The 14,198-nt window shown below is 70.8% G+C and carries 12 protein-coding genes; 4 read left to right on the forward strand and 8 right to left on the reverse strand.

Annotated elements, in window-relative coordinates:
- The first annotated feature begins 8 nt into the window (after positions 1 to 8).
- On the forward strand, positions 9 to 473 hold the full coding sequence (locus tag D3218_RS10875; protein ID WP_119540100.1) for a YqaA family protein: 465 nt from the start codon (positions 9 to 11) through the stop codon (positions 471 to 473).
- Positions 474 to 477: 4 nt separating this feature from the next.
- On the opposite strand, the gene D3218_RS10880 is transcribed toward D3218_RS10875, so the two are convergent.
- Together D3218_RS10880 and D3218_RS10885 are read right to left on the reverse strand one after the other, a co-directional pair.
- Complete coding sequence (locus D3218_RS10880; protein ID WP_119540101.1) at positions 478 to 1,863, reverse strand: SGNH/GDSL hydrolase family protein; 1,386 nt, start codon at positions 1,861 to 1,863, stop codon at positions 478 to 480.
- A 5-nt stretch (positions 1,864 to 1,868) separates the two neighbouring features.
- Positions 1,869 to 3,086, reverse strand: a complete 1,218-nt coding sequence (locus D3218_RS10885; protein WP_119540102.1) for a lytic murein transglycosylase — start codon at positions 3,084 to 3,086, stop codon at positions 1,869 to 1,871.
- Positions 3,087 to 3,313: 227 nt separating this feature from the next.
- On the opposite strand from D3218_RS10885, the gene galU reads away from it, so the two are divergent.
- Positions 3,314 to 4,231 carry a UTP--glucose-1-phosphate uridylyltransferase GalU gene (gene galU, locus D3218_RS10890; protein ID WP_119540103.1) on the forward strand — a complete coding sequence of 306 codons (918 nt, stop codon included), beginning with the start codon at positions 3,314 to 3,316 and terminating at the stop codon, positions 4,229 to 4,231.
- 49 nt (positions 4,232 to 4,280) lie between these two features.
- On the opposite strand, the gene D3218_RS10895 is transcribed toward galU, so the two are convergent.
- The gene (locus D3218_RS10895; RefSeq protein ID WP_119540104.1) at positions 4,281 to 6,059 is read right to left on the reverse strand and encodes an outer membrane beta-barrel protein; all 1,779 of its coding nucleotides are present in this window, start codon (positions 6,057 to 6,059) and stop codon (positions 4,281 to 4,283) included.
- Between the two features lie 151 nt (positions 6,060 to 6,210).
- On the opposite strand from D3218_RS10895, the gene D3218_RS10900 reads away from it, so the two are divergent.
- Positions 6,211 to 7,209, forward strand: coding sequence for a KpsF/GutQ family sugar-phosphate isomerase (locus D3218_RS10900; protein ID WP_119540105.1), 999 nt, complete (start codon positions 6,211 to 6,213; stop codon positions 7,207 to 7,209).
- Positions 7,210 to 7,246: 37 nt separating this feature from the next.
- Here the strand turns inward: D3218_RS10900 and hemH are convergent, their stop codons facing one another.
- The 4 genes from hemH to D3218_RS10920 form a co-directional block, all read right to left on the reverse strand.
- A complete protein-coding gene (gene hemH / locus D3218_RS10905) occupies positions 7,247 to 8,311 on the reverse strand; it encodes a ferrochelatase (protein ID WP_119540106.1) in 1,065 nt (354 codons plus the stop codon).
- A gap of 128 nt (positions 8,312 to 8,439) precedes the next feature.
- Entirely contained in the window at positions 8,440 to 8,817 is a 378-nt protein-coding gene (locus D3218_RS10910; protein ID WP_119540107.1) for an Omp10 family outer membrane lipoprotein, read from the reverse strand.
- An 87-nt stretch (positions 8,818 to 8,904) separates the two neighbouring features.
- Entirely contained in the window at positions 8,905 to 9,381 is a 477-nt protein-coding gene (locus D3218_RS10915) for a nuclear transport factor 2 family protein (RefSeq protein WP_119540108.1), read from the reverse strand.
- Positions 9,382 to 9,511: 130 nt separating this feature from the next.
- Positions 9,512 to 10,957 (reverse strand): homospermidine synthase, encoded by a 1,446-nt coding sequence (locus D3218_RS10920; protein WP_119540109.1) that lies wholly within the window; start codon positions 10,955 to 10,957, stop codon positions 9,512 to 9,514.
- A gap of 117 nt (positions 10,958 to 11,074) precedes the next feature.
- Between D3218_RS10920 and D3218_RS10925 the strand changes: the two genes are divergently transcribed.
- Positions 11,075 to 12,046, forward strand: a complete 972-nt coding sequence (locus D3218_RS10925) for a small ribosomal subunit Rsm22 family protein (RefSeq protein WP_119540110.1) — start codon at positions 11,075 to 11,077, stop codon at positions 12,044 to 12,046.
- Between the two features lie 7 nt (positions 12,047 to 12,053).
- Here D3218_RS10925 and D3218_RS10930 read toward each other — a convergent pair whose 3' ends face one another.
- The gene (locus D3218_RS10930) at positions 12,054 to 13,883 is read right to left on the reverse strand and encodes a M3 family oligoendopeptidase (protein WP_119540111.1); all 1,830 of its coding nucleotides are present in this window, start codon (positions 13,881 to 13,883) and stop codon (positions 12,054 to 12,056) included.
- Positions 13,884 to 14,198: the final 315 nt, after the last annotated feature.

Consider the following 14,198-nt stretch of genomic DNA (forward strand, 5'->3'; position numbering starts at 1 on the left):
GCGGAGCGATGATCGAACTGGCCGAAGGCGCGGGCCCCCTGGCGATCCAGGGGGCCCTCTTCGCCTCCGCCTTCCTGTCGGCGACGCTCCTGCCCGGCTCGTCGGAGGCGATGCTCGTCGCGCTGATCCTGCGCGGCGGGTTCGACCCGGTGGTGCTGACGCTGGTCGCGACCCTCGGCAACACGCTCGGCAGCCTGTTCAACTGGGCCTGCGGGCGGTGGCTGATGCATCGCAGCGGCGCCCGCTGGTTTCCGGTGTCCGAGCGCGGCCTCGGCCGGGCACGAGCCTGGTTCGCGCGCTTCGGGCTGCCGACGCTCCTGTTCGCCTGGCTGCCCGTGGTGGGAGACGCGCTGACGCTGGTGGCCGGAGTGCTGGGCGTGCGCTGGCTGCCCTTTCTGCTTCTGGTGGGCGCCGGCAAGCTCCTTCGCTACGGCGCCGTCGCGGCCGCGGCCACCGGCTTTCTCGCCTGGTGATCCGTCAGGGTGCCGTGGGGGGAGACAAGTTGCGCGCCGCCGCGTCGGCCGCGTCGGCCGCCTCCGGCGCGGCGGCGTCCTTCGCCTGCCGCCGGAGTTCGTCGAGGGTCGTCGATCCCCGGAACACGATCGCGTTGTCGCGCGTCGTGGGCGACACCGCGCCGGCGCGCCCGGTCCAGTTGAAATGGTCCGCCCGGCCCTCGGTCGGGTCGTGCGGGGCGCCGGCCACCACGAGCCTGGCGCGCGGGCTGGCGTCCGTGCCGGATGCCGCCGCGGGGGCGGGGCCGCCGCCGAGCAGCCTGTCGCCGCCGTCGAGGCTCGGGTCGGAGAAGCTCACCGGCGGCGTGCTGGTGGTGGAGGCGAGATCGTCCACCGAGGGCAGGTCGTCCGCCGAGAGCTGCTGGGCGCCGAGGCTCGCCACGAGGTCGTCGACGCTGAGGCCGAGCACCCGCGTCACCGGCTTCTCCACGAAATAGGCGAGCTTGTCCTGGCCGGCGCCGGTCAGCGTGATGCCGTCCGAATTGCGCAGCCGCGCCGTCTGCCCGGTCATGTCGGGCCCGGAGGCGGTGAAGGCGCCGTTGGCGTCGGTGAAGCCGCCCCACACGTCCACGAACTCGCCGCCCGCCTTGAGGGCGGCCGTGCGGTAGAGGTCGTTGAAGTAGACCATGTCCTCGTTGGCGCGGTCGATGCCGAAGGGCAGGGCGCCGACCCAGACCAGGGTGGCGCCGCCGGCGCGCACGGCGGCGGCCAGCGCCTCGACGCGGGCGTCGTAGCGCTCGCTCCATTCCGTGGTCCGCAGGCCGAGCGAGGTGCCCGCCTCGCGGATCGCCTGCCGGTCGTTGGCGCCCAGCATCACCACCACCACGGCGGGCTTGCTGTCGGCGATCGCCTGGCCGATCTCGGCGGGCCAGTCGAAATGGTCGTCGCGCACCAGGCCCGACGATCCGTCCACCTTCGAGACCACGCGGATCTCGCGGTTCTGCGAGACGGCCTCCTCCAGCCCCTTGGCGAGCGAGCCGGCCATGAAGTCGCCGATCACCAGGACGGTGCGGGCGGTCTCGCTCTTCTCCACCGGTGCGGCCACGGCCGCGGCACCCGCCGCGGCTCCGGCGGCGGCGGCGGTCCGGTCGGAGCGCGAGCGGCCGGCGGAGCCCGCGTCGCGTCGCGGCTTGCGCACCTTCTTGACCTGCCGGCGCTGCGGCGGAGGATCGACGCGCTGCGGCGGCTGGCGGGCCTCGCCGCGTCCGCCGCCGAACAGCATGTCGAGGAGGCCGCGGCGCTGCTGCGCCTCGGCCGGCGGAGCGTGGGCGGCCTGCCCAGCCAGAAGGGCGCAGGCCAGCACGGCGGACAGGAGGGCGCGAGCCGGTCGCGCGCGGGTCTCGTCCGCCATCGGCCTTACTGTCTCCGCATGAGCTCGAGCAGGGCCTTGGAGGCGTTGCCGTCCTCCTCGACGCCCGCGCGGCGCTGGTAGGCCGAGATCGCGAGCTTGGAGCCCGAACCGATCTTGCCGTCGATCTTGCCGTCGTAGAGGCCATGACGCGTGAGGCGCTGCTGCACCTCGTAGCGCTCCTCCATGGACAGCGGCGTGTAGCCGCGCGGCCAGCTCTGGGCGAAGTCGCCGTAGCCGGCGATCCGGTCGGCCAGGTGCCCCACGGCCAGCGCATACTTGTCGGCGTTGTTGTAGCGCTTGATGACGAAGAAGTTCTTGGTCATCAGGAAGGCCGGCCCGGCCTCGCCGGCCGGCAGCACCAGGTTGGCGTTGTCGCCGGGGTTCGGGAAGGGGCGGTTGCTGACGCGCCGGAAGCCGCTGGCCGACCACTGCGACAGCTTGCGGTTGGCCCGCTCGAGCCGCGCCGCGCCGTCGGGTGCCACGACCTCGTAGCCCCAGGTCTTGCCGGTCTGCCAGCCGTTCTTCGCCAAAAGGTTGGCGGCGGTGGCGAGCGCGTCCGGCACCGAGTTCCAGATGTCGGGATGGCCGTTGCCGTCCATGTCCACGGCATAGGCCTGGTAGCTGGTCGGGATGAACTGCGTGTGGCCCATGGCGCCGGCCCAGGAGCCGGTCAGCCCCTTCGGCGTGACGTGTCCGTCCTGCACGATCTTGAGCGCGGCCAGAAGCTGCGTCCGGGCGAACTTGGCGCGCTTGGGGTCGAGATAGGCGAGCGTCGCCAGCGCCTGCGGCACGCTCTTCATCACGTCCTGGCGCTCGAGGATGCGGCCGTAGTTCGATTCCATCGACCAGATCGCCAGGAGGATGTGCCGGTCGACGCCGAAGCGCCGCTCGATCCGGTCCAGCCAGGGCTTGTACTGGACCAGCATGCGCCGGCCCTCGGCCACGGACTCGTCGTTCACCCGGTTGTCGAGATAGTCCCAGATCTTGTCCTGGAACTCGGGCTGGAAGCGCGCCTTCTGGATCACGTCGGGATCGGGCTCGCTGACGCCCGCGAACACGGCGCGGTAGGTGCCGCGGCTGATGCCGCTTGCGACGGCGGTCTTCTCGAAGCCGGAGATCCAGTTGCGGAAGCCGGCGTCGGCAAGCGCCGGGGACGAGGCGACCAGAAGGGCGAGGCAGCCGGCGCCAAGGGCCAGGAAGCGCTTGTGGATCGGTCCAGGCATGGGTCTACTCCTTGGAAGGACAGAACGTTAGCGAGGGCCTCGAGTCTAGAGGGCGGATGTGAACGCTTCCTTTACCACGTCCGGACACGAAAAGCTTTTCGTTGCGTGAGGCGTCATCTAATCAGCATCTTCTTAGGCGAAATCACGGCGTGTCCGTCGATTCGCTCGACGCGGCCGTTCGTCTCGCCATATAGTCACGTTCTCGTAATCGGCAGGAAGGATCACGAATGCGCAAGGTCAGGAAGGCCGTCTTCCCGGTCGCGGGTCTGGGGACGAGGTTCCTCCCCGCCACCAAGGCAATCCCCAAGGAGATGCTGACGGTCGTCGACCGCCCCGTGATCCAGTACGTGGTGGACGAGGCCCGGCAGGCGGGCATCGAGCATCTGATCTTCGTCACCGGCCGCAACAAGGGCGTGATCGAGGACTATTTCGACATCCAGGTCGAACTGGTCAACACGCTCAGCGATCGCGGCAAGACCGCCGAGCTCAGCCTCCTGGACGACCTCCAGCCGACCGCCGGCACCGCGAGCTTCACGCGCCAGCAGGCCCCGCTCGGCCTCGGCCACGCCGTCTGGTGCGCGCGCGACCTCGTGGGTCCCGAACCCTTCGCCCTGCTGCTGCCCGACATGATCATGCAGGACAGCGAGGGCTGCCTGAAGAAGATGGTGGAGCTCTACGAGCGGACCGGCGGCAACGTCATCTCCGTGGAGCAGTGCGACCCGGCCGAGACCCACAAGTACGGCATCGTCGGCAAGGGCGCCGAGGTGGGCAGCGGCTTCCGCGTCGACGGCATGGTGGAGAAGCCGAAGGCCGAAGAGGCGCCGTCCAACTTCTTCATCTCCGGCCGCTACATCCTCCAGCCCGAGATCTTCGACATCCTGTCGACCCAGGAGAAGGGCGCCGGCAACGAGATCCAGCTCACCGACGGCATGCTCAAGCTCGCCAAGAGCCAGGACTTCTACGCCTATCCCTTCACCGGCCGCACCTTCGACTGCGGCTCCAAGGAAGGCTTCATCCAGGCCAACGTCGCCTTCGCCCTGTGGCGCCACGACATCCGCCACAAGGTGTTCGACGACCTCGACGAGCTGATGCGCACGGTGGAGCCGCAGGAGCGGCGCACATCCTCGCGCACGGCCGCCGAATAGCGGCGCCTAAATCGGACGGAAAAGGGCGCCTCGGGCGCCCTTTTCCTTGTCAGCGCTGGACGCGCACGCTCAGACGGAACGTGTTGGCGTCGTAGTCGAGCCCCGGCAGGGGGGAATCGAACCGGTCGTAGCGGTAGCGCGCCGTGACGGCGAGGTAGCGGCTGAGCCAGTAGGTCAGGCCGGTCTCGGCGGCGTAGAGGGCCTCGTCGCCCGCGACCGGCCCGTCGCGGAGCCCGGCCACCAGCCGGCCTTCGAGGTCGATGCGTGCGGTGGCGCGATGGCGCAGGCCCAGCGACGCCTGGTACAGCGTCGAGGTGGACAGGCCCGTCGTGTCGGGCTCGAAGAAGGTCTCGCCGCGCAGGAGGACGTCGGTGCCCCGGCGCGGCGACCAGTTCACCTGCGCGTCCACCGTGGGGCTCGCCCGCGTCTCCAGCGCGTCGTCGTCGGGCACGTTCCAGGCGTAGCCGAGCGCCACCTCGCCCGACAGCTTCTCGCCCCAGTCGAAGCCGAGCCCGCCGCGCAGCGCCGGTATCACGCTGTCGCGCGAGGGAGACCCCGCCGCCGTCTCGTCGAACAGGCGCCGCCCCACGCTGGCCGCCACGAAGGGGCGCAGGGGCGGCGTCACGTCGTAGCCGGTGCGCAGCCCCGCGCTCCAGGTGGTGAAGCTGTCGTCTAGGCGGCGCACGGTGCCGTCGAACAGTCCGTCGTCGCGATCCTCGCGCACGGCCGACAGGTCCAGCGCGGCGTGGAGGCGCCCGACGTCGCGCGCCAGCGACGCGCCGGCGGAATAGTTGAGGATGTCGCGGTCCGACCCCTCGGCCGTGGCCGGGCCGGTGATCAGCGGGTCGTCCCGGTCGAAGCGCAGGGCGCCGCGCAGCGTGGTGGTCCAGTCGCGGTCGAGGTCGAGCCGCAGGCGCCCGTCGAGCTCGATCCGGGGAACCTCCTCCAGCGGACCGGAATCGTTGCGCCGGTAGCTCGCCAGCGCGTTGATCTCCGCCTCGTGCCGGCTCCAGTCCGACAGGAGGCGCGCCGCGGCCGTGGTCTCGGAGAACGCGCCGCGCACGCCGTCCAGCGTGTTGGTCAGGTTGTCGGAGGCACCGAAGCTCTGCTCCAGCGAGGTGTAGAGAGCGAAGGTGCCGAGCCGGAGGCCAGGCGCGGCGAAGGGGTCGTCCTGCGCACGGGGCAGCACGCGGTCGAGGTCGTCGAGCCCGGCGGCGCCCTGGCGACCGAGCCGCGTGTCGGCGGTCGGGCTCCGCACCGGGCCCATCGCGCGGAAGAGCTGCGCGGGCGCGCCCGCCGCGGCGGCCGTCCGGCCGTCCGGCATCGCGCCGTCCTCCGCGGCGAGCGCGAGGTCTGCGGCATCGCCCGGAGCGCCCGCCTCCTGCGCTGCGAGCCCGGCGTCGCGCGAGGCGCGCGCCGGGCGCGCACCGAGATTGACGGGCCGCGCCGGCGCGGACTGGGGAACCGACTGCGGCAGGTTCTCCCGCCGGGGCTCGGGCGGCCCGGCGAAGAGGTCCAGCGCCTCGGCGGGATCCGCCTCCGGGCGTTCGGGCAGCGCCGCGGGACGGGGTGGGGGCGCGGACGGGTCGGCGAGACCGGCCTCCGCGTCGTTGGACAGCTCGCGCAGGGCCGGGTCCAGCGGCTGCATCGCCTCGCGTTCGGAGGCGGGCGGCACCTGCGTGCGCAGGTCCGCCGTGTCGGACAGTCGCATCTCCCCGTCGCCGCGCCGGGGCGGGCGTTCCGGCAGGGCATCCTGCGCCCAAGCGGACCCGCCCGACGCGACGGTCAGAAGGAGCGAGGCGAGAAGGGGACGAAGGCTGCGCGTCATGTCCGATCGTCTCGAGGCGCGCGGCGTGGCGGCCGGCGCAGGGCGTGCGTGCGACCATTCCTAGCGGGCGACCATGGTGCCGGGCTGACCCGCGCGGGCCTTGCGCAAGGCGGCGCTGGCGCACGCACGCGGGGGGGAGTAGAGGATGCGCATGACCTCCCGCGCTCTTCCGCTCCCGTCCGCGCCCGCCCCCGGCACGCAATCCGCCATCCGCACCGTGCGCACGGAGGCGGAGGGCCTGACGCTTCTGGCCGACGCCCTGGAGAGCGAGCTCGGTGCCGCCTTCGAGCGCGTCCTCGACATCATCGCGGGCGTGCGCGGCCGCCTGGTCGTGACGGGCATCGGCAAGAGCGGCCATGTCGGCTCGAAGATCGCCGCGACCTTCGCCTCGACGGGCACGCCGGCCTTCTTCGTCCATCCGGTGGAGGCCAACCACGGCGACCTCGGCATGATCGGGCGCGACGACGCGGTTCTGGCCATGTCCTGGTCGGGTGAGTCGGCCGAGCTTACGGGCATCGTCTCCTATACGCGCCGCTTCCGCATTCCGCTGATCGCGGTCACCTCGCGCGAGAGCTCGGCGCTGGGCTCGGCGGCCGACGAGCGGCTCGTCCTGCCGCGCGTCGCGGAGGCCTGTCCGCACGGGCTGGCGCCCACCAGCTCCACGACGCTCCAGCTCGCGCTCGGCGATGCGCTGGCGGTGGCGCTCCTGGAGCGCAAGGGGTTCAGCCCAAGCGACTTCCGCATCTTCCACCCCGGCGGCCAGCTCGGGGCGAGCCTGCGCCATGTCGGCGACGTGATGCACCGGGGCGAGGCGCTGCCGTTGGTGGCGAGCGGCACGAAGATGGGCGAGGCGATCCTCGCGATCTCGCGCAAGGGCTTCGGCTGCGTGGCGGTGGTGGCCGAGGACGGCCGGCTCCTCGGCATCGTCACCGACGGCGACCTGCGACGCCACCTCGCGCCCGATCTCCTCGGGCGCACGGTGGACGAGGTGATGACCCGCGCGCCCAAGACGATCCGGCCCGACACGCTCGCGGTGAAGGCGCTGGACATCATCAACGGCGCCAACATCACCGCGCTCATGGTGGTGGAGGGCGAGCGGCCGGTGGGCATCATCCACCTGCACGATCTCCTGCGCCTCGGCGTCGCCTGAGGCGAAGAGGCACGCCGTTGGCCGGCGCCCCAGCCGGTCAGCCGATCCAGCCGCCGAGCTCGCGCCGCACCATGTGCTCGATCACGTCCATCCCGCCCTCGGAATCGTTGAGGCAGGGGATGTGGCTGAAATGCTCGCCACCGTGCTCGCGGAAGATGTCGCCCGCCTCGCCGGCGATCTCCTCCAGCGTCTCCAGGCAGTCCGAGACGAAGCCGGGGTTGAGGACGGCGATGCGCTTGATGCCCTGTTTCGCCAGGGCCTCGACGGTCTTGTCGGTGTAGGGCTGCAGCCATTCCTCCGGCCCGAAGCGCGACTGGAAGGTGGTCATGAAGCGGCCCTTCTCCCAGCCCAGGCGCTCCTCCACGAGGCGGGACGTCTTCTGGCAATGGCAATGGTAGGGGTCGCCCTTGCGGAAGTAGCTCTGTGGGATGCCGTGGTAGGAGGCGATCACGCGCTCCGGCTCGAAGGGCAGCGAGGCGAGGTGGGTCTCGATCGAGCGCGCCAGCGCCTCGATATAGACGGGCTCGTCGTGATAGGCGGGCACGGTGCGCACCGCCGGCATCCAGCGCAGGCTGGTCAGGTGCTCGAAGAACTTGTCGTTCACCGTCGCCGTGGTGGAGGCCGAGTATTGCGGGTAGAGCGGGAAGCACAGGATGCGCTCGCAGCCGCGCTCGCGCAGCGCCTCCACGCGCTCGGCGATCGATGGGCTGCCGTAGCGCATGCCCCAGTCGATCACGACATCGGCCTCGCCGGCCATACGCTTGGCCAGCTTCTCCCCTTGCGAGCGGGTGAAGGTGCGCAAGGGGCTCTCGTTGCGCTCGCGGTTCCAGATCTGCTCGTAGGCGTGGCCGGACTTCTTCGGTCGCGTGTTGAGGACGATGCCGTAGAGGATCGGATACCAGGCCGCGCGCGGCCATTCGATCACGCGCTTGTCGGACAGGAATTCCCGCAGGTACCGCCGCATCGGCTTGAAGTCGGTGCCGTCGGGCGTGCCGAGATTGACCAGGAGCACGCCCACGCGCTTCGGCTTCACCGGCGGGTGGCCGGAGGGCAGTGGGCCGATGGCCGTGGCGTCGGCGGCGGGGCGGGGGCTGGTCAGCATGGGCGCAGGGATTCGCTCGGGTGGGCCGGAAGCGGCTGCGGCGGCGGACGCATGGGCCCGCCGCCGCAACCGGATATGGACAAAAGGCCCCGCGCGGGCAAGCGGACAAAGCGTCCGCCGCCTCGCGGTCAGGCCCGGCGCGAGAACTCGAAGCGGCTGCCGTTGGCGTCGACGCAGGCCAGCCGGTCCGCCGCCATCTGATTGCAGTTCACCGACATCTGCTGGTTGCGCGAGCGCGACCTGTAGATGATGCTCGCCTGGCTCGCGCCCATCTTGGTGTAGTTGCCCTCGGCCAGCACGGCGCCGGTCGCCGCCTCGCGCGAGGTGAAACGCCCGCCCGCGAAGGTCGCGGTGTAGGCCACGGGACCGCCCACCGACGACCACTCGCCCTCCAGGCCCGTGGCGCGGGGCGCCGCCGCCATCTGGGGGGGAGGGGCCATGCTCTGGCAGGCGGACAGGGCGAGAAGCGCCGCCGCGAGCGGAAGGACGGTGGAAAGCGAACGCATCGGCGACTCCGGGGCACGGACGGATGAAGTTGAAGGGAAGTCTAGGGCAGAAGCCGTACCGAGTCATGGTCGCGGCGCCGGCTTTCCTCAGCCGCGCGAGAGCGAACCCGCGAAGGCTTCCTCGCGCTTGGGCGCGATCACCGAATGGATGGTGCCGATCGTCTCGATGGATCGGATGCGCCCGTCGGTGGTGAAGGCGAACCAGTACACGGTGCTGCCGGTGACCAGCGATCCGTCGGTCTCGTCCTGGCGCGTCCAGTCGCAGCGGCTGGCGCCCTCGTCGTCCTCCACCACGATGCCGCGCAGCTTGTAGGAGATGTAGGTCGCCCGGCGCAGCAGCTCGTTGAGGAACGACTTGGCCTCGTCCTCGCCCTGCAGGCGGTACTCGCCTTCCATCCGGTTGAACCAGGGCGCGTCGATGATGCCGGCGTTGTTCCGGTTGGAGAACACGGCGCCCGGAGCGAAATGGCGCGCGATCGATCCGACGGAGCCGGCCATGGCCGCGTCCATGATCTCGCGTATGATGCTGTGCTTACGTTGGGCTTCGGTAAGAAACTCGCCCATCAGTCACTCCTCAAGTGCATCAAGCACTTGCGACGCAATGTTAGGGCGGGGAAAACGCATCGCCAGCGTCCAACGAAAAAGCCGCAGGTCATCCTGCGGCTTTTCCACTGCTGAGTATGGTCTCCTGACCTTAGCGGACGAGGATGTTCCGGAACTGCCAGGGATCCTTTTCGTCCAGATCCTCAGGGAAGAGGCCGGGACGGTCGGTCAGCGGGGTCCAGTCGGTGTAGTAGCCCTTCACCGGTCCGAGATAGGGGCGCTGCACCTCGAGGCAGCGGCGGTAGTCCATCTCGTCGGCCTCGACGATGCCCGCTTCCGGGTTCTCCAGCGCCCAGACCATGCCGGCCAGGACGGCCGAGGTGACCTGGAGGCCCGTGGCGTTCTGGTAGGGCGCGATGCGGCGGGTTTCCTCGAGGCTGAGCTGCGAGCCGTACCAGTAGGCGTTCTTCGCGTGGCCGTAGAGGAGGACGCCCAGCTCGTCGATGCCCTCGACCAGCTCGTTCTCGTCGAGCACGTGGTGCTCGGGCTGGATCTTGCCGGCCGCGCCGAACAGCTCGTGCAGCGACAGGACGGCGTCGTTGGCCGGGTGGTAGGCATAGTGGACGGTGGGGCGATAGGTCACCTCGTCGTCCTTGTTGCGGTGGGTGAAGTAGTCGGCGATCGAGATGGACTCGTTGTGCGTCACCAGGAAGCCGTACTGGGGGCCCGGCGTCGGGCACCAGGTGCGCACGCGCGTGTTGGCGCCCGGCTGCTCCAGGTAGATCGCCGCCTGGCAGCCCTTCTTGTGCGTCTTGGCGTTCTTGGGCATCCAGGTCTCGTGCGTGCCCCAGCCGAGCTCGGCCGGCTGCATGCCCTCCGAGAGGAAGCCCTCGACCGACCAGGTGTTCCAGAACACGTTGCGGGGCTTGGGCCGCGTGGCGACCTGCGTGTCGCGCTCGGCGATGTGCACGCCCTTGACGCCCGCCTTCTTCATCAGCTTGGCCCAGCCCTCGCGGTCGTCCGGGCCCGGCTCCTCGAAGTCCATGTTGGTGTCGCGCGCGATGTCGACCAGCGCCTGCTTGACGAACCAGGACACCATGCCCGGATTGGCGCCGCAGGTGGAGACCGCCGTGGTGCCGCCGGGATGCTTGCGCTTCTCCTTGCGCAGGGTCTCGCGCAGCGCATAGTTCGTGCGGTCGGCGTTCGACATGTTCTCGTCGAAGTAGAAGCCGAGCCAGGGCTCGACCACCGTGTCGATGTAGAGGACGCCGAGCTCGCGGCACAGGCGCATCAGGTCCACCGACCCGGTGTCGACCGACAGGTTGACGCAGAAGCCCTGGCCGCCGCCCTCGGTCAGAAGCGGGGTGAGAAGCTCGCGGTAGTTCTGCCGCGTCACGCCTTCCTGGATGAAGCGGATGCCGCGCTCGTCCAGAAGGTGCCGGCTCGTGTCGCGCGGGTCGATCACGGTGAACCGCGACCGGTCGTAGCGGAAGTGGCGCTCGATCAGGGGCAGGGTGCCGCGCCCGATGGAACCGAAGCCGATCATCACGATCGGGCCGGTGATCTCGGCGTGGACCGGGAAGTTCTCGTCTGCCATGGGGTCCCTTTCGGTCTGGACGTGTCTGGAAGCGCCGGGCTAGAGCAAGACGCTGTCAAATAAAAGGGGCTTGCTGCCCGGTCGGGCCCTGGCGCCCGCCCCGCGCGCGCCGATCCGATGGACCTTCCTCTCCCCCTTCGCGCCGCGATCGAGGCGGAACTCGCCGGAACGCCGTCGTCCGACCTCCAGAGGGCGGGCGAAACGCTGTCGACGCGCTACCGCGCCGAGACGCGCGACGGACGTCTCCACCTGTCGGACGACCTCTTCGCCAAGGCCTATGCCGCCGCGCGCCTCCCGGCGACCTACGCGGCCCTGCGCGCATGCCTCGACGCGGTGTCGGAGGCATTCCCCGCCTTCGCCCCGTCGAGCCTTCTCGACGTGGGGGCGGGGCCCGGAACGGCGCTCTGGGCGGGCGCCGACGCCTATTCCTCGCTCGCCGGGGCGACGTTGCTGGAGGCCTCCGACCCGATCCGACGGCTCGGGGAGCGGCTCGGCGAGGGGGCGTTCGGCTTCCGGCCCGAATGGCAGGCGGGCGATCTCTCCGGCGGGCTCGAGGGGCTCGCCGCCGCCGACCTCGTGACCCTGAGCTATGTCCTGGACGAGATAGAACCGGGAGCGATCGCGCCGCTCGCCGAGGCGCTCTGGGCGCGCACGCGCGGCGTCCTTCTGGTGGTGGAACCCGGCACACCGGCCGGCTGGCGGCGTATCCTGGCGGTACGCGACCGGCTGGTGGCGGCGGGCGCGCGCGTCGTCGCCCCGTGCCCGCACGCGGCGGCCTGCCCGGTCCAGGCGCCCGACTGGTGCCATTTCGCCCGGCGCCTGCCGCGCTCGCGCCTCCACCTTCGGGCCAAGGAGGCGGAGGTGCCGTTCGAGGACGAAAAGTTCGCCTATGTCGCCCTGACGCGCGGCGAGCCGGGCGGCGAAGCCTTCGCCCGCGTGCTCGCGCCGCCGCGCGCCGGCAGCGGCAAGGTGCGCGTGAGGCTGTGCCGGTCGGACGGCACGGCCGTGGAACGGCTCGTCACCAAGCGCGACGGCGAGGCGTTCCGCCGGGCGCGACGGGCCGACTGGGGCGACCGCCTGCCCTGCTGAGCGCCGGTCAGGCCGGCTGGTCCATCGCCTCCAGCTCGTCGATCAGCCCCGAGATCATCGCCAGTCCCCGGCTCCAGAAGGCGGGGTCGGCGGCGTCGAGGCCGAAGGGGCGCAGGAGCTCGGAATGGTGCTGGGTACCGCCCGCCCGCAGCATCGCGAAATACTTCTCCTGGAAGCCGTCCTCCGCCTTCTCGTAGACGGCGTAGAGCGAGTTCACCAGGCAGTCGCCGAACGCGTAGGCGTAGACGTAGAAGGGCGAGTGGATGAAGTGCGGGATGTAGGTCCAGAAGGTCTCGTAGCCTTCGCCGAGGCGCACGGCCGGGCCGAGGCTGCGCGCCTGCACCGCCATCCAGATCTCGCCGATGCGCTCGGCCGTCAGCTCGCCCCGGCGGCGCTCGGTGTGGATCTCGCGCTCGAACTCGTAGAAGGCGATCTGCCGGATCACCGTGTTGATCATGTCCTCCACCTTGGAGGCGATCAGGGTGCGCCGCTCGGCGGGCGTGGCGGCGCGCTCCAGCAGCGAACGGAAGGTCAGCATCTCGCCGAACACGGAGGCGGTTTCCGCCAGCGTCAGCGGCGTCGACGCCATCAGCGCGCCCTGGTCGGCCGCCAGGACCTGGTGCACCCCGTGGCCGAGCTCGTGCGCCAGGGTCATCACGTCGCGCGGCTTGCCGAGATAGTTGACGAGCACATAGGGATGCGCGCTCGGCACGGTGGGGTGGGCGAAGGCGCCCGGTGCCTTGCCGGGCCGCACGCTCGCGTCGATCCAGCCGCGCTCGAAGAAGCGGCCGGCGATCTCCGCCATGTCGGGCGCAAAGCCGCGATAGGCCGAGAGCACGGTCTCGCGCGCCTCGTCCCAGCCGATGTCGCGGCGCGAGGCGCCGGGCAGGGGGGCGTTGCGGTCGTAGAACTCCAGCGCGTCGAGGCCGAGCCAGCGGGCCTTGAGGGCGTAGTAGCGATGGGCGATCGCGGGGTAGGCGTCGGACACGGCCTCCGCCAGCGCGTCCACGACCTCGCGCTCCACGCGGTTGGCGAGGTGGCGGGAGTCGGCGACGTCCTCGAAGCCGCGCCAGCGGTCGGATATCTCCTTGTCCTTGGCCAGCGTGTTGGTGACCAGCGCGAAGGTGCGCAGGTTGCGCCGGAAGACGAGGCTGAGCGCGGCGCCCGCCTCGGCTCGCCTCGTGCGGTCGGGGTCCTGGAGACGGTTCAGCGTCTCCTCCAGCGCCAGTTCCTCGCCGCCCACCTCGAAGCGCAGCGCGGTCATGGTCTCGTCGAACAGCCGGTTCCAGGCGCCGTGGCCGGTGACCGACTTCTCCAGGAACAGCTCCTCCACCCGGTCCTCGAGCTGGAACGGCTTGTCGCGGCGCAGATCGACCACCCAGGGGCGGTAGTGCGCCAGCGCCGCGTCGCGCTCCATGGCGGCGTCCACCACGCCCTCGTCGATCCGGTTCAGTTCCAGCGCGAAGAACAGGAGCAGCGAGGAGATGTCGGTGACGCGCGCCTGCATGTCGCCGTAGAACTTGGCGTTGGCGGGCGAGGCCGTGTCGCCGGAATAGAGGAGCCCGGCATAGGAGACGAGCCGGCCGAGCCCTTCCTCGATCGCCTCGAACTCGGCGATCGCCGCGCCCAGCCCGTCCTCGCCGGTGGCGCCAGCCGCCTCGGCCAGCCGCCCCTTCCAGCGGGCCTGGAAGGCGCCGGCCCGCTGCGCCGCCTCGTCGAGGTCGCGCGCGATCTCGGGCGCATCGATGCCGGAATAGAGGTCGGCGAGGTTCCATTCGGGCAGGGCCCCGGCATCGGCGGGCGCGGTGCGCGGGGCGGTCGGCTGGACGGAACTCATGGACGGCGGACTCCGGCTCTGAACGGGCGCGGCACCATCGCGGCACCGGCTTCGGGCAAGGCATATAGGACAGGCCGCCCGCCGGCGCATCCCGCCTTTCCCCGGCGGAATCGAGCACCGCCGGGCGGGCGAATCGGCAGGCGGCCAACGAGCCTGGTCCGAATTTCACTGGGCGTTAACCAGATTCCTGTGTATTGGCGCGAAAGTAGACCATGTGTCATTTTCGTGCCGCACTCGTTTCCGATGACGCTCGTCGGCTTGATCGAGTTCATTTGCGAACTGATGGGGGACGTCCATCAGCGGGACGACGCACCG

The sequence above is a fragment of the Aureimonas flava genome, assembly GCF_003583935.1.
GTDB lineage: Bacteria > Pseudomonadota > Alphaproteobacteria > Rhizobiales > Rhizobiaceae > Aureimonas > Aureimonas flava.